General features: G+C 42.4%; 15 protein-coding genes. 9 read left to right on the forward strand and 6 right to left on the reverse strand.

Features of this window, described 5'->3' with window-relative positions; all coding sequences use genetic code 11:
• Positions 1 to 45 precede the first annotated feature (45 nt).
• The 4 genes from K6V30_RS11630 to K6V30_RS11645 all read left to right on the forward strand — a co-directional run bounded on the left by K6V30_RS11630 (position 46) and on the right by K6V30_RS11645 (position 3,232).
• On the forward strand, positions 46 to 597 hold the full coding sequence (locus K6V30_RS11630; protein WP_055271838.1) for an RNA polymerase sigma-70 factor: 552 nt from the start codon (positions 46 to 48) through the stop codon (positions 595 to 597).
• On the forward strand, positions 594 to 1,436 hold the full coding sequence (locus K6V30_RS11635; protein ID WP_010537286.1) for a FecR family protein: 843 nt from the start codon (positions 594 to 596) through the stop codon (positions 1,434 to 1,436). Before K6V30_RS11630 ends, K6V30_RS11635 begins: the two co-directional genes overlap by 4 nt.
• Before the next feature lie 16 nt (positions 1,437 to 1,452).
• Positions 1,453 to 2,994: a carboxypeptidase-like regulatory domain-containing protein gene (locus K6V30_RS11640; RefSeq protein WP_055271836.1), complete on the forward strand. Its 1,542-nt coding sequence runs from the start codon at positions 1,453 to 1,455 to the stop codon at positions 2,992 to 2,994.
• Positions 2,995 to 3,055: 61 nt separating this feature from the next.
• The gene (locus tag K6V30_RS11645) at positions 3,056 to 3,232 is read left to right on the forward strand and encodes a DUF4250 domain-containing protein (protein WP_010537288.1); all 177 of its coding nucleotides are present in this window, start codon (positions 3,056 to 3,058) and stop codon (positions 3,230 to 3,232) included.
• Between the two features lie 108 nt (positions 3,233 to 3,340).
• Here the strand turns inward: K6V30_RS11645 and K6V30_RS11650 are convergent, their stop codons facing one another.
• On the reverse strand, positions 3,341 to 5,002 hold the full coding sequence (locus K6V30_RS11650) for an IS1182-like element ISBthe2 family transposase (protein WP_008763902.1): 1,662 nt from the start codon (positions 5,000 to 5,002) through the stop codon (positions 3,341 to 3,343).
• A gap of 228 nt (positions 5,003 to 5,230) precedes the next feature.
• On the opposite strand from K6V30_RS11650, the gene K6V30_RS11655 reads away from it, so the two are divergent.
• The 5 genes from K6V30_RS11655 to K6V30_RS11675 all read left to right on the forward strand — a co-directional run bounded on the left by K6V30_RS11655 (position 5,231) and on the right by K6V30_RS11675 (position 11,237).
• Positions 5,231 to 5,767: an RNA polymerase sigma factor gene (locus K6V30_RS11655; RefSeq protein WP_010537289.1), complete on the forward strand. Its 537-nt coding sequence runs from the start codon at positions 5,231 to 5,233 to the stop codon at positions 5,765 to 5,767.
• A gap of 4 nt (positions 5,768 to 5,771) precedes the next feature.
• Positions 5,772 to 6,131, forward strand: coding sequence for a hypothetical protein (locus tag K6V30_RS11660; protein ID WP_070612444.1), 360 nt, complete (start codon positions 5,772 to 5,774; stop codon positions 6,129 to 6,131).
• A 33-nt stretch (positions 6,132 to 6,164) separates the two neighbouring features.
• Positions 6,165 to 6,725 carry a hypothetical protein gene (locus K6V30_RS11665; RefSeq protein WP_055271203.1) on the forward strand — a complete coding sequence of 187 codons (561 nt, stop codon included), beginning with the start codon at positions 6,165 to 6,167 and terminating at the stop codon, positions 6,723 to 6,725.
• Between the two features lie 89 nt (positions 6,726 to 6,814).
• Complete coding sequence (locus K6V30_RS11670) at positions 6,815 to 9,544, forward strand: outer membrane beta-barrel protein (RefSeq protein WP_055271201.1); 2,730 nt, start codon at positions 6,815 to 6,817, stop codon at positions 9,542 to 9,544.
• 121 nt (positions 9,545 to 9,665) lie between these two features.
• On the forward strand, positions 9,666 to 11,237 hold the full coding sequence (locus tag K6V30_RS11675; protein ID WP_010537293.1) for a ClC family H(+)/Cl(-) exchange transporter: 1,572 nt from the start codon (positions 9,666 to 9,668) through the stop codon (positions 11,235 to 11,237).
• A gap of 104 nt (positions 11,238 to 11,341) precedes the next feature.
• Here the strand turns inward: K6V30_RS11675 and nfo are convergent, their stop codons facing one another.
• The 5 genes from nfo to K6V30_RS11700 form a co-directional block, all read right to left on the reverse strand.
• Positions 11,342 to 12,175 (reverse strand): deoxyribonuclease IV, encoded by an 834-nt coding sequence (gene nfo / locus K6V30_RS11680; RefSeq protein ID WP_010537294.1) that lies wholly within the window; start codon positions 12,173 to 12,175, stop codon positions 11,342 to 11,344.
• A gap of 139 nt (positions 12,176 to 12,314) precedes the next feature.
• Positions 12,315 to 14,933: a DUF4962 domain-containing protein gene (locus K6V30_RS11685; RefSeq protein ID WP_055271199.1), complete on the reverse strand. Its 2,619-nt coding sequence runs from the start codon at positions 14,931 to 14,933 to the stop codon at positions 12,315 to 12,317.
• A 76-nt stretch (positions 14,934 to 15,009) separates the two neighbouring features.
• Positions 15,010 to 15,981 carry an ROK family protein gene (locus K6V30_RS11690; protein ID WP_055271197.1) on the reverse strand — a complete coding sequence of 324 codons (972 nt, stop codon included), beginning with the start codon at positions 15,979 to 15,981 and terminating at the stop codon, positions 15,010 to 15,012.
• A 160-nt stretch (positions 15,982 to 16,141) separates the two neighbouring features.
• Positions 16,142 to 17,770: a PHP domain-containing protein gene (locus K6V30_RS11695; protein WP_055271195.1), complete on the reverse strand. Its 1,629-nt coding sequence runs from the start codon at positions 17,768 to 17,770 to the stop codon at positions 16,142 to 16,144.
• 154 nt (positions 17,771 to 17,924) lie between these two features.
• Positions 17,925 to 19,535 carry a sulfatase family protein gene (locus K6V30_RS11700; protein WP_010537298.1) on the reverse strand — a complete coding sequence of 537 codons (1,611 nt, stop codon included), beginning with the start codon at positions 19,533 to 19,535 and terminating at the stop codon, positions 17,925 to 17,927.
• Between the last annotated feature and the right edge of the window lie 53 nt (positions 19,536 to 19,588).

Here is a 19,588-nt window from a genome sequence, read left to right on the forward strand (position 1 = left end):
GAATTGTTTTCTTATATTTGGGAACAATCGTAAAATGATAGTAGTATGCTGAATGAACTGCTCATACTGACAAAAATAAAAGCAGGTGACATAAAGGCGTTTGAGGAATTATTTCGCTGTTATTATTCTCCCCTGTGTTGGTATGCGGCAAGCATTACCGGACGGATAGAGGTAGCTGAGGAAATCGTTGAAGAACTGTTTTATGTGCTTTGGAAGGATAGGGAACAATTACAGATTTTTCAATCTGTAAAAAGCTATCTCTACAGAGCGACGCGTAATCAGTCTATTCAATATTGTGAACATGAAGAGGTGAAGGAACGGTATAGAGAGTCCATATTGACTGCACCATCTTCGGAACAGGTTACAGATCCTCATCAACAGATGGAATATGAAGAACTTCAGAAGTTGATTAATAGTACCCTTGAAAAATTACCGGAACGTAGAATGCGAATCTTTAAGATGCACCGGGAGGAGGGAAAGAAATATGCAGAAATTGCACTTCTGCTTTCTCTTTCCGTTAAAACGGTGGAGGCGGAAATGACGAAGACTTTACGAACTTTGAGAAAAGAAATAGAAAATTATATTCAAATGAGATGATGAAAACGGATATTCATAAAATAAAGACGGAACAGGCTTGGAACCAGTTGTATGACCGATTGGACAAAGATCATTTGCTTGTTGAAGATCATCGGAAACCTAAAATTTCGATATGGGTACGCTATGGGGCTGTTGCAGCGGTAGTAGTAGGTTTTGTTTTGGGGACTCTGTATTGGGAATTTGGGCAAAGAGAAGAATTACCAAGCCTTATTACACAGAAAAATCAAGATATTCCTACATTGGTTACGACTCTTGAAGATGGTTCTGTCGTATTTTTGGCAAAGGAAACTTCTATCCGATATCCTGAACATTTTGTTTCCGATAAACGGGAAGTCAGTTTACAGGGAGATGCTTTCTTTGATGTGGCGAAGAACAGGGAACGACCCTTTTGGATTGATACCGAACAAGTGAAGATTGAGGTGTTGGGTACTGCTTTTAGTGTGAAGAGTGTCGAGGATGCTCCGTTTCGTCTCTCAGTACAACGTGGAACTGTTAGGGTAACCTTAAAAAAAGGGAATAAGGAATGCTATGTCAAAGCTGGTGAGACAGTGGTATTGAAATCGCAGCAACTGCTACTTAGTGCGAATGAAAATACGGAAGAGTTGAACCGTTATCTGAAACATGTCTGTTTTAAGGATGAATCTTTGGAACACATTCTGAAAGTAATGAATATGAATGCCGGAAGTTTACAGATACGTGTAGCTTCTCCTGCACTTGAAAAAAGAAAGCTGACAGTTGAGTTTTCTAACGAATCTCCAGAGACGGTGGCTACACTGATAGCATGTGCACTAAACTTGAAGTGTACACGACAGGGAGATACATTTATGCTGGCAGAATAATTTTTAAAAAAGTAAGATGAGGCTGGTTTATCGCTATATGGCTATTCTGTGTTTACTCTTTTTCGTGTCGAATACGTTAAGAGCAACCGGAGAAGATGTGCTGGAGAGCATGATCAGTCTGCCCAAGACGAAAGGAACAGTCTACTCCCTGTTAGGCTATATTTCTCAACAGTCGGGTTATCTGTTTATTTATGATAGCAAGGTAGTGAATAATGACGCAACGGTAAAGATACAAAAAGGAGAACGAACTATTCGTCAGGCCATTTATGAGATTGTAGGAGATACCAGTTTGGAGTTTAAAGTAATAGGCACCCATATTCTGATAACTCCTTTTACACAAATTAAACAGCAGCATGCGGGCCCTGCATCTGCTCAGCCTGTAAATATTATGCTTACAGGAACTTTGCTGGATAAGGAAACCGGGATGCCTGTCGCTTCTGCATCCGTAGGAGTTCGGAGGACATCTGTGGGTATTGTCACTAATAAGGAAGGTGAGTTCAGACTTTCTTTACCGGATTCTTTGCAAAATGATTCGGTCGTGTTTTCCCATATAGGATATGTTTCACAAACTTTGGAAGTTTCCGTTTTGGCAGGAAGGCATAATATTTTGAGTTTGGAACCGAAGGTGGTCCCTCTGCAGGAAGTGGTGGTTCAATGGGTTGATCCTTATAAATTGTTGAAGGAAATGGGACGGCAAAGAGAGCAGAATTATTCTCATTCTCCCACTTACCTGACAACATTCTACCGTGAAGGGGTTCTATTGAAAAATAAGGTTCAGAATCTAACTGAAGCAGTCTTTAAAGTTTATAAAATCGCTACTCACCCTTCTGTTTCCGATCAGGTAAAGCTGCTAAAGATGAGTCGGTTGAGTAATGTGGAAGCTAAGGACAGTCTGCTTGTTAAGGTAAAGTCCGGCATTCAGGCATGTTTTCAGATGGATATAATGAAAGATATGCCTTCATTTCTGATACCTGATGCAGGTGATAACGGCTATCTCTACACTTCACAGGGAGTGACATTCATTGATGATCGCTGTGTTAATGTTATACACTTTGAACAAAAGAAAGAGATAATCGAGCCTCTCTACTGTGGAGATTTGTATATTGATGCTGAGACAAATGCTTTGTTGCAAGCTCGTTTTGAGGTCGATCCTCAACGTGTGAAGAAAGCATCGGAAATGTTTGTAGAAAGGCGTACGCGTGGTATTAATATGATACCGCAAAAGGTGGTTTATACTATTTCTTACAAGCCATGGCAAGGAATTTATTATATTCATCATATTCGCGGCGATCTTTCTTTCAGAGTGAAACGAAAGCGCTTGCTGTCTGGTAGTCCGCATATGCAGATTTGGTTTGAAATGATCACTTGCAAAGTGGATACGGAACAGGTGACTGCATTTCCTCGGGCAGAGAGATTACCTACACGTACTATCTTTTCTGATATGAATTTCAGATATGACGAAGATTTCTGGAAAGATTTCAATGTGATACCTTTGGAGGAAGAACTTAGCAAACTGATTGAGAGAATCTCTTTGAAAATAGAAGAAATCGGTCCTTGATTTGTTTTGCTATTCGGTGAGATTGCTGTAACTTTGCCCCCGGTTTAAAAGATTGTGAATTATGGAATTACCTAAAGATCCGATGATGCTGTTTAGTGTCATCAATATGAAGTTACGCGATTGTTATTCTTCACTGGATGAGCTTTGCGAAGATATGGGCGTAAGTAAAGAACATATTATCAGTCAGTTGAAAGCTGTTGGCTTTGAATATAGTGCAGAACATAATAAGTTCTGGTGATTTTAGGGCAACTAACTTGTATATAAAAGGATGAATAGCGGGGCTGTGTCAAAACTAAGGCACATCCCCTTCTTTTTTTCATATAAAATAGTCGTTCCTCTTTTTTGTCTATGCGACTATTTTTTCAGTAATTAGGTAATAAGGCTTAATATTCGTCGTATTTTGAGTCACACGTGGTCTGATAAAGATAAATATAGTGTGTGCACTCCTTCTCTTTCCTGCTTTTAGTAGTTTTGTACACATCTTTTTGATATTAAAAGCTATAGCAAAGAAGGCAAAGTCCATTGTAACCTTGTCTTCTCCCACATGCCGGAACCTTTTGTATGCCATGTTGTGTTTCATTTGTCCAAAAACTGCTTCCGGTTCTATACATCGCCTTCCCCTATGCCTGATGCCTTCTTCCGAGAGTAACCTTTCCCGTGCCTGCCGTTTGTATTGGTTTAACCGGTGGTTGACTTCTATCATACGGTTCCCCCGAGCTTTAAAGCAACTGCCACACAAAGGACACCCTTCACATCTTTGTGCTTTATATCGGGCACTTTCGGTGATGTATCCGCTTGCTGTTTTGTCACGTCTAGTTCCTATACGGTTCATGTGCTGCCCCATAGGACAAACGTAATAATCCTCCCCCGCATTGTAATGGAGACTCTCCGCATGGAATGGATTGGGGGTATAACGGGGACGCTGTTCTTTATGGAAGTAGTTGTACTTGACAAAGGCTTCTATCCCATTATCTTGCATGAACCGATAATTTTCTTCCGAGCCGTAACCGGAGTCTGCCACACCGACAGTTGGTAAGCGGTTATAGCGTTGCTCAAAGGAGTGGAAGAAAGGTATGAGGGTCAGTGTGTCGGTTGGGTTGGGAAACAGTCGGAAGTCTATGAGGAATTGGTTCTCGGTACCTATTTGCAGATTATATCCGGGTTTGGTCTGTCCGTTTCTCATGGCGTCTTCTTTCATGCGCATGAAGGTGGCATCAGGATCGGTCTTGGAGTAGGAGTTGCGTTCTCCAAGAGTATCAAGATGGTTGTCGTATTCTATCAACTTGTCACGGTACTCCTCAAGTTCCCGGACCTGTTTCTTCTTTTCCCGGATGACCTTCTTTTGTTCCTTGTCCTTTGTTACAGGCTGGTGTTCCAGCACCTCTTTAAGTTCATTCACTATATCTGAGAGCATGGCGGGAGTGAACTCTACGGGTGTATCTTTCATGGAGTTCTCTTGGGCTATGACTTCATCCACCTGCTCCAGGAGAATGCGGATCTTATCCATCAGCTTTGTACGGTTCTTTTCGACTGTCTTGCGCCAGACAAAAGTATATTTGTTGGCTTTGGACTCAATCTTGGTACCGTCGATATACTCTACGTCAAGGCTGATGAAACCTTTGTCGGCAAGGACAAGAACCAACTGCGTGAATACGGTATTTATTTCCTCTTTTACACGGTTTCGAAAACGGTTGATGGTAATAAAATCCGGATGTTCATTACCGGAAAGCCAGATATAATGAATATCACGTAGGAGAAGCTTCTCTATTTTGCGGCACGAATAGATATTGTTCATGTAGGCGTAGATAATCACCTTAAGCATCATTTTAGGATGATAAGGACAACGACCGGTTGCTTTATAAAGCTTCTTGAAATTGTCAAGATTGAGATTATCAACAACAGTATTAACTATGCGAACCGGATCGTTCGCTGCTATGTTTTCATCAATTCTTCCGGGAAAAAGAACTGTTTGGTTGGGAATGTAAGGACGAAAATGTAACTTTGCCATAACGAAAAACTTTATGCCTAAAGATACAAAAACTTTGGGTAATAACAAAGCCCGGGCTTGTGAAAGTCTGGGCTTTGTGCATAAAAAAAGGTTGTGCCAGCGTTTTGACACAACCTCGTTTTTTTATTCTTCACTCTCTCCATTCTATTAATAAATGTGAAATCGCTCTTTGCACATTTAACTTCGTTCCTTTTCGACGTTCTAATAATCAAAGTTCAGAAATAATAGATGATAAACGAAGATAAAATCCGAAAAGCTTGTTCTTCCGATCGCGAACGGGGATTCAGGTTACTGGTGGACAGTTTTCAGGGACCGATATATAATTATATCCGGAGAATGGTGGTGTCTCATGAAGATGCAGAAGATGTGCTGCAGGAAGTCTTTATTCGTGTATTCCGTCATTTAGACCAATTTCGGGATGAAAGTTCGCTGAGTACATGGATTTACAGAATTGCAACTAATGAATGTCTTCGGTTATTGAATGGTCGTAAAGAAGAAGTAATATCGGCAGAAGAGGTTCAGGAAGAACTGATGAACAAGCTAAAAGCTTCTGACTATATAGACTACGAAGATGAGTTGGCTGTGAAATTTCAGGAAGCCATATTGACTTTGCCGGAAAAGCAGCGGATCGTTTTCAACTTGCGCTATTACGATGAATTGGAATATGAAGAAATTGCACGTGTGTTGGATAGCAAGGTTGAAACCTTGAAAGTGAATTATCACTATGCGAAGGATAAAATAAAGGAATACATATTAAATAGGTAACATCATGGATAAGGATTTTGATTTTGACAATATTGGTAAGCGGACGCCTTATCGCACTCCGGAGAACTTTTTCGAGGAGGCACAGCATAAGATTCTGGAACGTACGGTTGGCGAACAACGAAGAAACCGTCGGCTAAAGAGGATTATCCCTGCTGTAATAGCTGTTGCAGCGGTCTTGGCGGGAATTTTGTTTACTCCGTCTCTCCGCTATATGAATACAGATGTTCCGGCTACTTCGAACAGACTCGCTATTGAAAATAATAATGTAGCTGCTGATCCGGTAGATAAATGGATCAAAGAATTATCAGATGAGGAGCTGGAAGAGATCGTCAGCTTCTCTGAAAACGATATATTTTTAAACTAAAACTCAATCAATAATTATTAAACAGTGAAGATTATGAAGACTAAATTTATTTATGTGGTGCTGGCGGTTTTGTTTATGGGAAGCCAGATGACTCTTTCCGCTCAGGAAAAGGATAATAAAGAAAAGAAACAACGTCCTACACCGGAACAAATGATGCAGATGCAGACCAACCAAATGGTGAAAGCACTCATGTTGGATGATGCTACAGCTGCTAAATTTACTCCTATTTATGAGAAATATCTGAAGGAGTTACGTGATTGCCGTATGATGAATCGTGAGCCTAGAGTGAAAAAAGAAACTGCTCAAGGTACTGAAGCGAAGACTGCAAAAGGAACTCCGAGACCTGTAATGACTGATGCGGAAATAGCCAAGATGCTGAAAGGTCAGTTTGCACAAAGCCGTAAAATGCTGGATATCCGTGAGAAGTATTATAATGAGTTCAGTAAGATTCTCTCTCAGAAGCAAATTATGAAGATCTATCAGCAAGAGAAGAGCAATATGAATAAATTCAGAAAAGAATTTGACCGCAGAAAAGGCCAAAGACCCGGGCAGGGTCACAAACCCGGACAGGGAGATCGTCAGAGACAAAGATAACACGCTCCCCATCAAGGTCAGAATAAGTAATAGATATTAGGTTTATTATAGTTTTATTTTACTGATTCAACACGAAAGCGCATAGACAGATGTATTCTTTTCAGTATCGTTTGATTAGTTGTTATGTCTTGTTACTGATAAGTTTGGCTGTCTATGCACAGTCCGGCAAAGAGAGCTTTGCCGGGCGGGTAGTTGATACTGAAACCTATCAGCCGGTATCGTTTGCAACGATCCGGCTTTTGTCTTTACCGGACAGCACATTATTAGTGGGTGGAGCTACAGATATAAATGGAAAGTTTCAGCTTTCTTTCATAAGAAAGACTCCAAATAAGTCTCTGCTTCTTCATGTTTCCTTCGTTGGATATAAGCCTGTTTATCAGCTTGTATTCAATTCTCAAAGGACTGTTTCTGCCCATTTGGGAGATATATCCTTAACACCGGAAAGCTATGCTCTGGATGAAACGGTGGTAGTAGGGCAAGCGCCAATGGTAATAACAGAAGGAGATACAACTGTGTTTAATGCTTCTGCTTACCGTACTCCTGAGGGGTCTATGCTCGAAGAATTAGTGAAACAACTTCCTGGCGGAGAGATTGATGCAGATGGCAAGTTGCTGATTCACGGCAAAGAAGTGAAGAAGATTCTGGTAGATGGCAAGGAGTTTTTCTCCGATGACCCGAAAGCTGCACTAAAGAATCTTCCAGTAGAAATGGTAGAGAAACTGAAAGCCTATGAACGACAATCGGATTTGGCGCGTCTGACAGGTATTGATGACGGAGAAGAAGAAATGATCCTTGATTTATCGGTAAAGAAAGGCATGAAACAAGGTTGGCTTGAGAATTTTATGGGTGGATATGGCAGTAAGGATCGCTATGAGGTGGCGAATACATTGAATCGTTTCCGCGATAATTCTCAGTTGACCGTCATCGGTAATCTCAATAATACCAATAATCAAGGATTCTCGGAAATACAGAAAGAATCTTCAAGTTCCACTGGGAATATCCGCAATCGTATGGGACTGACTACATCCCGTTCTTTGGGCGTGAATGCGACTTATGACTGGAAACGTGTCAAACTCCGTTCAAACATCCAATATGTCGGAACAGATCGTTTGGAAGACAGTCGTACCACCGTCGATAATTATATTAGAAAAGACAAATCAATTACCCGGAGTACGAATAATAGTCGCACGGAGAATAATAACCTGGTTGCTAATGCTTTCCTCGAATGGAAAATGGACTCTGTAACTACCTTGATATTTCGTCCTCAATATCGTTTCTCTGCCAATGGCAGAGAGAATAAAGGCTTTCAGGAAGGGTGGGGGAATGACGTGCTGCTGAATGAGAAAGTATCATCCGGTTCAAACCACAATTCCCAGTATAATGTGACAATGATGCTACAACTTAGCCGTAAACTTAGCCAGAAAGGAAGGAATGTTGCCTTAAAAGTAGATTATGGAACGAATTCTTCTTCTAATGACAGGAAGAATCTTTCTACTACACATTACTTTAAAAATGACAGAGAAGATAGTAAGAATCAAAAGATTGAAGATGATATCGACGGGTATAATTATAGGGTACAGCTTGTATATGTAGAACCGTTACTTTGGATGCATCATCTTCAGCTTCGTTACAGTTATCAGTATAAGGTGAATAATTCGGATCGTTTTGTTTATGATTGGAATGAGGATTTAGGAGAATTTACTCCCGACTATGATGAAAGTGCTAGCAATCAGTTTGAAAATCAATATAGCAATCATCTGCTCAACTTGGCTGTGCGTACTTCCCGTAAGAAGTATAATTATAATGTAGGTGTAGATTTGGAGCCTCAAAAGTCGGTCAGTCATTCTTTATTGAGTGATCCCCCGGAAGAGCCTTTGAAGAGATCTGTTCTGAATTTCTCTCCTACGGTTAACTTCCGATATAAATTCTCGAAGCGTACCCGCTTACAGATAGTATATCGGGGAAAAGGACGTCAGCTTAATGTCCGTGATTTGCAACCGGTGGAAGATCGGACGAATCCGTTGAATATCCGTATCGGTAATCCTGCTTTGAAGCCCTCATACACGAATACTTTTACGTTAAACTTCAATTCGTATCATACGAAGCGTCAGCGCAACATTGTGGCTTCCCTTTTGGTGGAGAATACAGTCAACAGTGTAACCAATCAAGTGACCTATGATGAAGAAACGGGTGGACGTGTTACGACTCCGATGAATATGAATGGTAATTGGCGGGCCTTAGGTTCTTTCTCTCTGAACACTCCTTTCAGGAATCGTAGCTGGATATTCCGCACCTATTCTTATGTACAATACCGAAATCAAAATGGATATACTACGCTGAATAGAGAGGAACCAATGAAAAGTACAGTAAAGCATTTGACGGCCCGTGAACGCTTACAGTTAACTTATCGAACCCGTCAGGTAGAGATTACAGGATTTGCCGGATTGCTTTATAATAACTCGTATAATAATGTTGGAGAAAAGAGGACTGAGACTTATGATTATCAGATCGGAACACAGTTGCAGCTTTATCTTCCCTGGGGGGTAGAACTGTATACAGACCTGACTTACTTTATCCGGGAAGGTTATGACTATGAAGGGAATGCACGCGAGAACTTTATGTGGAATAGTCAACTTTCCAAGGCGTTTCTGAAAAAGAAGCAATTATTGATTCGTTTTAAAATATATGATATACTCCACCAGGACATTTCATTGGTACGTACCATTACTCCCTCGGCTATTCGTGACGTAGATTATAATGCCCTGGGTTCTTATTTTATGGTACATGTTATATTGCGTCTCAATCTGATGGGACATTGAAGAAGATAACAATAGATGTTATTTAAATCGTTATTCACCTGAATTTTAAAGGAAATTCAAAAACCTCAACGGGGTTTCCATTGTTGTATCCATGCATTTAAAACAATGAAACCCCTGTTGAATGTTTCGACTGATAAAAAAATTAAAAGATAAAGGGCGCTGGCGTATCTTTAAGCTTAAATTGATTGATGCGCGGCTTTACTTTGTCAGTATCTTTGTTGGATTACTGACAGGGCTTATTGCTGTACCCTATCATTATATGCTTCAGTATTTCTTTAATCTTCGGCATGATTTCTTTAATTCGCACCCTAAATGGTACTGGTATCTTCCTCTATTCCTGTTGATGTGGGGGATTCTTATATTCGTATCATGGTTGGTGAAGAAGATGCCCTTGATAACGGGTGGAGGCATTCCGCAAACACGTGGAGTAATTAACGGCAGGGTGGCATATAAACATCCGTTCATCGAACTGGTTGCTAAATTCGTGGGTGGAATACTTGCGTTAAGCACCGGGTTGTCTTTAGGACGCGAAGGTCCTTCTGTACAGATTGGTTCGTATGTAGGATTTTTGGTCTCTAAATGGGGGAGAGTGCTTACTGGTGAACGAAAACAGTTATTGGCCGCAGGTGCCGGTGCGGGACTAGCTGCCGCGTTTGCTGCCCCATTGGCTTCTTCTTTACTCGTTATCGAATCTATTGAACGGTTTGATGCTCCAAAGACAGCCATTACTACTCTTTTGGCAGGAGTAGTGGCGGGTGGAGTTGCCAGTTGGATATTTCCGATCAGCCCTTATTTTCAGATCGATGCCATTGTACCGGGAATGACTTTCTGGTCACAGGTTAAGCTGTTTCTCTTGTTGGCAGCTGTGGTGTCTGTTTTCGGAAAGTTCTTTTCCGTCACGACTCTTCAAGTTAAACGGATTTATCCCGCCATCAAGCATCCGGAGTATGTGAAGATGCTATATCTCCTTTTTATCGCTTTCCTTATTTCTATGGCCGAAGTCAATCTGACTGGTGGAGGAGAGCAATTCTTACTTTTGCAGGCAACGAGTCCGGATACACATATTCTTTGGATTGTAGGCATGATGTTGCTACACTTTGTATTCAGTATCTTTTCTTTTTCTTCGGGTTTGCCGGGAGGAAGTTTCATCCCTACATTGGTAACAGGAGGATTGCTGGGACAAATCGTAGCCTTGATAATGGTCCGGCAGGGAGTGATTGCTTATGAAAACATCAGCTATATCATGTTAATTTGTATGTCAGCTTTTCTTGTAGCTGTAGTTCGTACTCCACTGACGGCTATCGTACTTATTACAGAGATAACGGGACATCTGGAAGTCTTTTATCCATCTATTGTCGTGGGGGGATTGACTTACTATTTCACGGAGATGCTCCAGATAAAACCCTTCAATGTGATTTTATATGATGATATGATTAACTCCCCTGCCTTTAAAGAAGAGCCCCGCTATACTTTATCAGTAGAGGTCATGAGTGGCTCTTATCTGGATGGTAAAATAGTAGATGAACTTCGCTTGCCGGAACGTTGTGTTATTATTAACGTTCATCGTGACCGGAAAAATTGGGCTCCTAAAGGACAACGGCTGATGCCGGGCGATCAGGTGCAGATAGAGATGGATTCACAGGATATAGAGAAACTCTATGAGCCTTTAGTCAGTATGGCAAATATTTATTAGTGAAGTATCTACTGAATTTGTGTTACTAATTTATGCCAATAACCGGAATGATACACTTCCGGCTATTGGCATATTCTTTGTATAATTGGGATCGGTTATCTCTGTTATTCAACGCTTCTCAGCCATGAAATCTCTTCTGCCCACTTACTTTCATCAGGTGTTTCGAGAATAAGCGGCATATTGTCGAACCTTGAATCTTTCATTAATTTTTCAAAGAACGTACTTCCGATTAACCCTTTACCAATGTTATCATGGCGATCAACATGACTGCCTAATTCTTTTTTAGAATCATTCAGGTGCATACCACGTAAATACTTGAATCCTACTTCTTTCTCAAACTCATCGAACACTTTATCATAATCATTTACGATATCATACCCTGCCGTGTATGTATGGCAAGTATCCAGGCAGATACCGACACGGCTTTTATCTTCTACCCGGTCGATGATATATTTAAGTTGCCAGAACTCGCTTCCCAGATTACTGCCTTGTCCGGCTGTGTTTTCTATTACTGCCGTTACTCCTTTAGTCTTTTCAAGGGTGATATTGATACTTTCTGCGATAAGTGCCAGACAATCTTCTATCGCTATTTTATTGAGAGAACTGCCAGGGTGGAAATTGAGTAGTTTCAAACCTAGTTGTTCGCAGCGTTGCATCTCATCCAAAAAGGCAGCGCGGCTTTTCGCCAGTCCTTCCTCTTCGGGATGTCCCAGATTAATGAGGTAACTGTCGTGTGGTAAAATATAGTCCGCCTGAAAATTGTACTTCTCACAATTCTCTTTGAAAAGTTGGATACTTTCTTCGGTCAAAGGCTTGCTCACCCATTGACGTTGGTTTTTGGTAAATAGAGCAAACGCATTTGCTCCTATCTCATGCGCATTAATGGGGGCGAACTCCACACCACCGGATGCGCTTACATGTGCTCCGATATACTTCATTTTTTGTTTCTTTTTTTATTTCTGTCTGCAAATATAACGTTTTTGCAGGATTCAATGTTTGATCGTTGCATATATAATAATAGCCCCCGATATGTTGGCATGCCATAAATATCGGGGGCTAATGATTGAGAACTGATAATTATATTTCGAAGTCCGGTAAATAGTCTGTTAAAACTTTATTTACTTGTTTGCCATTTACCTGATCGGTTACAATAGTTACACCTTCCTTTTTACCAGCATCATAGTTTAGAGAAACTTTCTCCGTTTTATTAGTGACGCTGATAGCTGATTTTCCTTTATCAGTCAGATTACAGGTAATTATCCAGTCACCTACTTGTACTGTGTTTCCTTTACGGATGACTTTCATGTCCGGACGGTTATTTCCGTGCGTATCCATTACAGTAAGGAAACGGGCAATCTTGCAAGGAACAGTTGTGGAGGAGAAGTGCCAATGGTTAGGATACTTCATCGCTTTTCCTTGGGCATTGGTTACATTCTTCCAGTTGGTCGGAGCACAGAAGAATGTATCTACAATGGCTTGCTCTGTTTTAGCAGAACTGAAAAGATGCGCGACAGATATACCTCCCGCCTTGTTCTTTCCTGTGACTTTTACTTCATTGCCAAGTTCCTGCATCTCCATAGGGAGCTCTACTGTATGTAGAAGGTAACTCCACGTGACAGCTTCTTTACCTTCCAATTCATCGTAAATCACATATACACCGGTATTCCCTAGCTGGATGATATGGCGACGGAAATAATCCAGCTTATTCTCATCCCATCCTTTTTCGGGAGTATATTGAGTACCTGATAGTTCACCGCGTTTCAGCCAGATAGGAGCGGTGATTTTTCCATATGCATTGGAAGCATCTCCTGCCATATACGAAATCTTTTCTCCTTCATACCAGCGTGGAATCCATCCATATCCTTCTGTACCAATAGTTTGAGTCATTCCGTTCACAAGAATACTATTATGAGCACGGGTATTCCGGTATGAATACATACAATGATCGTCAGTGAATCCGGTACGATGTCCGCTACTATAAAAAATAGCTTTGCCACCGTAGAAGGTATTGAATGCGTTCTGATTGGCAAGTGCATGTGAAGTAGAACCGTACGGGCTGGAGCGGAATGATAACATAGCATTTTCTTCTATATTTCCCAGTGAAGTATGCATGGTTGCAATTCCTGTTTCATTAAAGACTTTCGTCATAGGCAGTTCCGCCAGGGAATGTTCCTCTTTTGGGAGAGATTTATTGGTTGTACAACGATACCAGGTCAAATCTCCTGATTTTCCAAGGAAAGACTTTTTCATGATGTCCGGTTCTTTTTGCAGGATCGTACGTGCATAAGCGGCAGCCCACGGGTTGTTGCATTCCCGTGCCAGTGCATCGGCGTAGCCTACCCGTGTTCCATTGGGTTTCATCTTAGTCTCGTGTGAATTACCATGTCCGGCAGATTTGGAGAACGGAGGCTGGTGGTAGATTACATAAAGCGCATTGTTATTATACCAGGGATCGGCAAAAAAGTTGAAACCACTGATACGTGAGTAGAAAGCAGGAACTTCGATTAACGTACGAAGATTGACGTGGAAGTAAGAATCTCCATTGTGCCATCCTCCGTCCGTGTTAAGTCCCGGCAGACGTGATACCCATTCGTTGTAGCAGTAGTCTACCCAAGTAGAAGCCATCGGCAATTCTCCATAGGTGGCGAAGGCTGCCATATTCAGAATACGGAAAGTCATTTGCCAGACGTGATTGTCGGCAATACGGTTTTCAAGATGATTTACGTATTCATGATAGAATTTCTTGCCATTATCTCGGATAGTTCTCAATAGCAGTTTCTTTTCTTCCGGAGTCAGCAAGTTATACCATGCGTCATAGGCGGAAGTGCTCATAGATAAGATGGTTGAACGGTTGAAGTCTCCGGCAAAGTATTTGCTGTTTTTCCATGAAAGGATTTCGGCAAGACGCTTGATTCCTTCTTTGTAGTAAATCTCTTCTTTGGTCAGTAAGTAAGCACGTACCATAGCTTCGATATTTGCTTCTTCACGGTCCACTATTTTTCGGCTTTCGCGAATCAGGGCAGAACGGTATTGTACAATGTTAGTCAGTTTGACTACTTGTGTCGTATCGATTTCTTCTTCCAGGTGTTTCAACGGATGGTTGAGACATTCCTGCGCCCTTTGAATATATAGCTGTGCTTCCGGATTATTTTTATTCCGTTCAATGATATGATCCCAGTCTTTCGCATCGAGCAGAATGCGTGGGTGGCTTTGAGGCAATTTAGTCAATACTTCTTGTAAGGAAGGCGGATTGAATGTTCGTGTCTGTTCGTCTACATAGAAATGATAGACGGGTGACCACTCTTCTTTTCCATCTTTATCTACATAGGCATGTTGCCAATACCATTTTCCTTTCTCAAAGAGTTTGAAAGGGTTGAAGAATGCCCAGTTTCTCTCGGCGGTGATTACGTCTGATTGGAACTCCGGGTCGCGTGAGATCCGGATACGGTAAGTAACTTCAGGTTTGTAGTCCTCTTCTTCTACACCGTCCAGTACGGCTCCGAGATGAGGAAATTTATCCGGCCACATAAAGCGTGGCGGATTGACAGCAATGTGTTGTCCGTCCAATGGAGAAGGTGTTTCACGAACTTCATGCATCAGCGTGGATTGACTTAAATGCATAACGTTTTTCTGCGCATATCCAGTGCCGGAAAGCAGTGCTGTAAATAATAGGAGTAAGTAGTATCGTTGTTTCATTAGAATCATTTTTTAGAAAGAGTTCTTTCAGGCTGACGGTCCTATTGTTGATCAGTGGGTGAGCCCTGTTTTTTCTTCATAATCTGACTAAGTTAGGAGCGGAAAGTTGAGTAAATACAAGTGATGCCGCTCCGATACTTCCTGCTTTGTTTCCTAAAGAAGCAGCCATAATTTCCGTATTTACGGCACAGTCGGGGATGGCATAACGGAGGGCTTTCTCACTTACTTTCTGAATATAGAAATCTCCGGCTTCGGACAGTCCTCCACCGATGACGACTCTTTGCGGGCTGAAGATATTGATAAATCCGGCAATGCCGTGTCCGAGAAAATCGCAATGTTCTTCCAGTGATTCGACAGCGATCTTATCTCCTTGTTTATAGAGACGGACGATCAACTCTCCGTTTATTTCTTCATTCGGATAAGATATGCCGGCTTCGGCTATCCGTTTGCTGAAACGACGGACCAGTGCAGCAGTGGAAGCATAATGTTCCAGACACCCTGCTGAACCGCAGGCGCAAGGTTCGCCATTGGCTATTAAAGGGACATGTCCCAGTTCGGTACCTCTGTTGGCATATCCGTTGAAAAGCTTGCCGTCAATTACGATTGCGCCACCGATACCGGTTCCTACAGTCAGAAAGATAACATGAGTGGCTCCGTTTCCGGCTCCGTACATTGTTTCGCCGAGTCCCATCAGATTAGCGTCATTTCCCAGTTGGGTCGGAAGGCCGCTCTCTTTTTCCATCCGGTCTGCCAGTTTCAGATTTTCCCAACCTTGAATATTCTCCGCACCTCCCAATACGATACGATTCGTACAATCGACAATTCCCGGTGTTCCTATCCCGATACCGGCTATTGTATATCCCTTTGCGTCGGCAAAGTTTTTCACTTCATTGACTGCCTTGATCAATTGCCCGATGACAGCTTCGGCTGATACGTCGGCATTCGACGGTAGCTTCTCTTGAAAGTGAAATACGCCGTTATTGTCAATAAGAGCGTATTTCACAGAAGTCCCGCCAAGATCAATTCCTATAGCGTATTTTTTTTTCATATAACCAGGTATGCTTTAAATTCGTTTATACTGTGCCATGTTTGTGCCACCGTATTGGCACGCTTGTGCCAACGCGTTGGCATAGTAGTGCCAACGGCTTGACACAACTGTGCCAACGGCTTGGCACAAACAAAGCAACTGTTTCCTCTCATATACCAACTTATACTCTTTCTGCCCAGATGGGTGAACTCCATGCCCATTGTCCGTCGCGTTGACGAACACGTACATAGTAATAGTCCGTATCACGTTGAGGCTCTTTATCTTCCATGTAATGTTCCAGCTTGAAACAACTTTCGGGCATAGCACGGTTGAAAAGAATCGCTTCACTCAGCCAGCCAATCATGAAGTGAGAGCGTGACCCCTCAAGCAACTCTCCTAATGTATGTTCAAATTTCTTGCCATTGAATTCGGCAATGACTTTTCCATCTTTGGGCATTTCCAGTTCAAGGATGACAGCTTGCATGGCGGCGGTAGTCGTATTCGGATTTTTGCTGCTGTACATATCCAGTTCCGTTTCTTTATCGCCTACAGATACAATACGGTTCACATGAGTGTGAAATTCTGTTTCCCCTTCTTGCGGAGAAGTGAAAGCTGCGCCGCGGAAGCATGGGGTTACACTCAGGATACGTCCTTTGTCAACAGACAATTTTCCTTGCCAGTGTACGTACCTTTCTTCACGGTTCCAACCGAAGTCTACTTTTACTTTGCAGCGTACCGTGTCACCTTCGGGAGCAACCGGAGTCAATGGACCATTCATACGGGCCAGAATCTGTCCGTTCTTTACGATATCTACATAGTCGATGCAACTTTCTCCGTCAACGTTCAGATAGATACGGCGGCTGTTGCCACGTACTACATCGCCCATAAAAGCATCGTTGAGACGGAAGTCTATTAATATCTTATCACCGGTTGCGGCACATACGTGACGAGTGCGAAGAGCGTCCCAAATGGCGTCACGAGTCAGTGACGGAGCCAATACACCGATACGTCCGTCACCATAACTTCCGGGATAACCGGAGTGCTGGTCCGTAGAAGCCATGATTCCGAACTTATTTCCTAATTCAAGACCGTATTGGATGGTTCCTTCCCATTGGCGAGGCCCCATATCATGTAGATACGGATAATCACCCTGGTCACTTTCTGCCAGACCATGACGGGAATACATTTCTACGAAAGGAGTCTGATCTCCTTCGGTAAAGCATTTCCAGTTGTAACCGCGATAGCCTCCCTGATAACCCATGTGGTGCGGAGTGATAAATACTTTGTGCCCTTTGGCTTTTTGTTTCCAGTCTTCGATAGAAGTACATTCTACAAGCGGTGCGTCAAGGTCGTAGTTGAGTGCAACATGGTCACCATGCTCCATACTGTGAGCTTCATAGCCGACAAAAGCAAGGAATTCGCCTTCTTTATTGTATTCATTTGTCATAGCTACGTATTTCTCATATCCCCCTTCGCGTAGGCGCTTGAAAGCACCGGTATGATAATCAATCACCCATTTCAGACGCGGATCGTCTGCACCGGGTATGTCGGGCCACATAGCGTGGGGAGTCACGCTTACAAAATCCAGTTGTCCTTTGGCTGCTTCGAAAGCATCGCGCATGTCACCGTGTCCGTATGTAATATTACAATGGTTGTGCAAGTCGCCCCAGTACATCTTCAGATTACTCGCCGATGGCATTCTCTTTTTAGCTTCTTTGCTTCCTGCTGCGCAAGAACCAAGCAGGCTGCCTGAAGCTGCCAGTCCTAGAAAAGACCAACCAGTGCTTTTTATAAAATTTCTTCTGTCCATGATATAATTATTTTGGGTTAATTCTTTTTCTATTCAAATGAAACTTTCGTATAATACTTTTTAGGCATAAATGATATTGGTTTTACGGATTCTCGAACACGATAAAGCGAAGCAAAACCGTGAAATCCGTGACATTCGTGCCTATATTTATTATTTAACGATTCTTCATTAGTCTTCTGTCTCCATTGAAAAGTTCTGTTTCCTTTTCGTCCGGATCAGTATCTTTATATTGTTTCTGAGTATCTTCGAGTAGTCGCATCAACTCTTTCTGTTTCTCAGCATACTCCGGCTTCCCGAAAACATTGTTCATCTCTCTCGGATCAGCTTTCATATCATACATTTCCCATTCATCGATATCGTTATAGAAATGAATCAGTTTGAAGTCCTGTGTACGGATTCCGTAGTGACGTTTTACAGAGTGCTCTGCCGGATACTCATAATAATGGTAGTAAGCAGCTTTGCGCCAGTCTGCCGGAGTCTTACCTTCATTTTCCAGAATTGGTTTCAGAGAAGAGCCTTGGATATCCGATGGAATTTCTATTCCGGCAAAGTCGAGGAAAGTGGGAGCAAAGTCCACATTCATACTGATAGCATTGCTGGTGCTTCCGGCTTTGATTGCTTTTGGAAAGCGAATGATAAGCGGCATGCGCTGACATTCTTCATACATGAAACGTTTGTCAAACCAACCGTGCTCGCCAAGGAAGAAGCCTTGGTCGGAAGTATAGATGATGATGGTATTATCCAGTTCTCCTGTTTTTTCCAGATAGTTCAGCAGGCGGCCTATGTTCTCGTCTACAGCAAGAACGGTAGCCAGATAGTCGCGCATGTATTGCTGATATTTCCAACTGATCAGTGCTTTGCCTTTCAGGTCACCTTTGCGATATTCGGCTATGCGTTGTGCATAAGCAGAGTCCCATTTGTCCTGTACTTCTATCGGCATACGTTTGTAAACGCTATATAGTCGGTTGGTTGTATCTTTCAGCATTTCTTCGCGGGTCAACAGTTTCAGGTCCCAGTCATTTGTCAGAGTATGTTCGATGGACATATCCTGCTCGCGGGCTGCCCTTCCACGTCCTTCGTAATCGTCAAACAGATTGGCCGGTTCGGGGAAAGTAGTGTTGTTGAATATACCCAGATGACGGGGAGCAGGCATCCAGTTGCGGTGTGGCGCTTTCTGGTGATACATCATGCAGAAAGGCTTGTTCCTGTCACGACCTTCAAGAAACTCAATCGCTTTGTCCGTGATGATATCCGTAGCATATCCTTTTTCTACTATGTGTTTTCCATTTTCCCAGAAGTCAGGATCATAGTAGTCACCTTGTTCATGCTGACCGCTCAGGATACTCCAATGGTCAAATCCTTGAGGTTCGCTGATGAGATGCCATTTACCAATCATTGCAGTCTGGTAGCCGGATTGTTGAAGCAGTTTCGGGAATGTCTGCTGATCGCCATTGAATGTGCTTGCATTATCGGTAAAACCATTTTCGTGACTGAATTTACCGGTGAGGATACAAGCGCGTGAAGGGCCGGAAAGAGCATTCACTGCATAGCAGTTGTCAAAACGGATACCCTCATTGGCAATACGGTCCATGTTGGGAGTTTGAATCAGATTTCCTCCATAGCACGACATTGCTTGGGTGGTATGGTCGTCCGTCATCATAAAAATGATATTCGGGCGTTTAGTTTCTTCTTTCTTTTGGCCGGCACAGGAAGCAAGGCTCAGTGCTGCCAGTGGAAGAAGTAAAGTGGAGGTATTGTTTTTCATAATAGAAATACTATCAGATTACAGTGATAACCAGCGAGACACTGGAGCCTGAT

This window comes from Bacteroides faecis (assembly GCF_020091505.1).
Lineage (GTDB): Bacteria > Bacteroidota > Bacteroidia > Bacteroidales > Bacteroidaceae > Bacteroides > Bacteroides faecis.

Bases quoted from the DNA above. Each gene is read 5' to 3' on its own strand.
- K6V30_RS11630 (WP_055271838.1), top strand. From the start codon at position 46: ATGCTGAATGAACTGCTCATACTGACAAAAATAAAAGCAGGTGACATA.
- K6V30_RS11635 (WP_010537286.1), top strand. From the start codon at position 594: ATGATGAAAACGGATATTCATAAAATAAAGACGGAACAGGCTTGGAAC.
- K6V30_RS11640 (WP_055271836.1), top strand. From the start codon at position 1,453: ATGAGGCTGGTTTATCGCTATATGGCTATTCTGTGTTTACTCTTTTTC.
- K6V30_RS11645 (WP_010537288.1), top strand. From the start codon at position 3,056: ATGGAATTACCTAAAGATCCGATGATGCTGTTTAGTGTCATCAATATG.
- K6V30_RS11650 (WP_008763902.1), bottom strand. From the start codon at position 5,002: ATGGCAAAGTTACATTTTCGTCCTTACATTCCCAACCAAACAGTTCTT.
- K6V30_RS11655 (WP_010537289.1), top strand. From the start codon at position 5,231: ATGATAAACGAAGATAAAATCCGAAAAGCTTGTTCTTCCGATCGCGAA.
- K6V30_RS11660 (WP_070612444.1), top strand. From the start codon at position 5,772: ATGGATAAGGATTTTGATTTTGACAATATTGGTAAGCGGACGCCTTAT.
- K6V30_RS11665 (WP_055271203.1), top strand. From the start codon at position 6,165: ATGAAGACTAAATTTATTTATGTGGTGCTGGCGGTTTTGTTTATGGGA.
- K6V30_RS11670 (WP_055271201.1), top strand. From the start codon at position 6,815: ATGTATTCTTTTCAGTATCGTTTGATTAGTTGTTATGTCTTGTTACTG.
- K6V30_RS11675 (WP_010537293.1), top strand. From the start codon at position 9,666: ATGTTTCGACTGATAAAAAAATTAAAAGATAAAGGGCGCTGGCGTATC.
- nfo (WP_010537294.1), bottom strand. From the start codon at position 12,175: ATGAAGTATATCGGAGCACATGTAAGCGCATCCGGTGGTGTGGAGTTC.
- K6V30_RS11685 (WP_055271199.1), bottom strand. From the start codon at position 14,933: ATGAAACAACGATACTACTTACTCCTATTATTTACAGCACTGCTTTCC.
- K6V30_RS11690 (WP_055271197.1), bottom strand. From the start codon at position 15,981: ATGAAAAAAAAATACGCTATAGGAATTGATCTTGGCGGGACTTCTGTG.
- K6V30_RS11695 (WP_055271195.1), bottom strand. From the start codon at position 17,770: ATGGACAGAAGAAATTTTATAAAAAGCACTGGTTGGTCTTTTCTAGGA.
- K6V30_RS11700 (WP_010537298.1), bottom strand. From the start codon at position 19,535: ATGAAAAACAATACCTCCACTTTACTTCTTCCACTGGCAGCACTGAGC.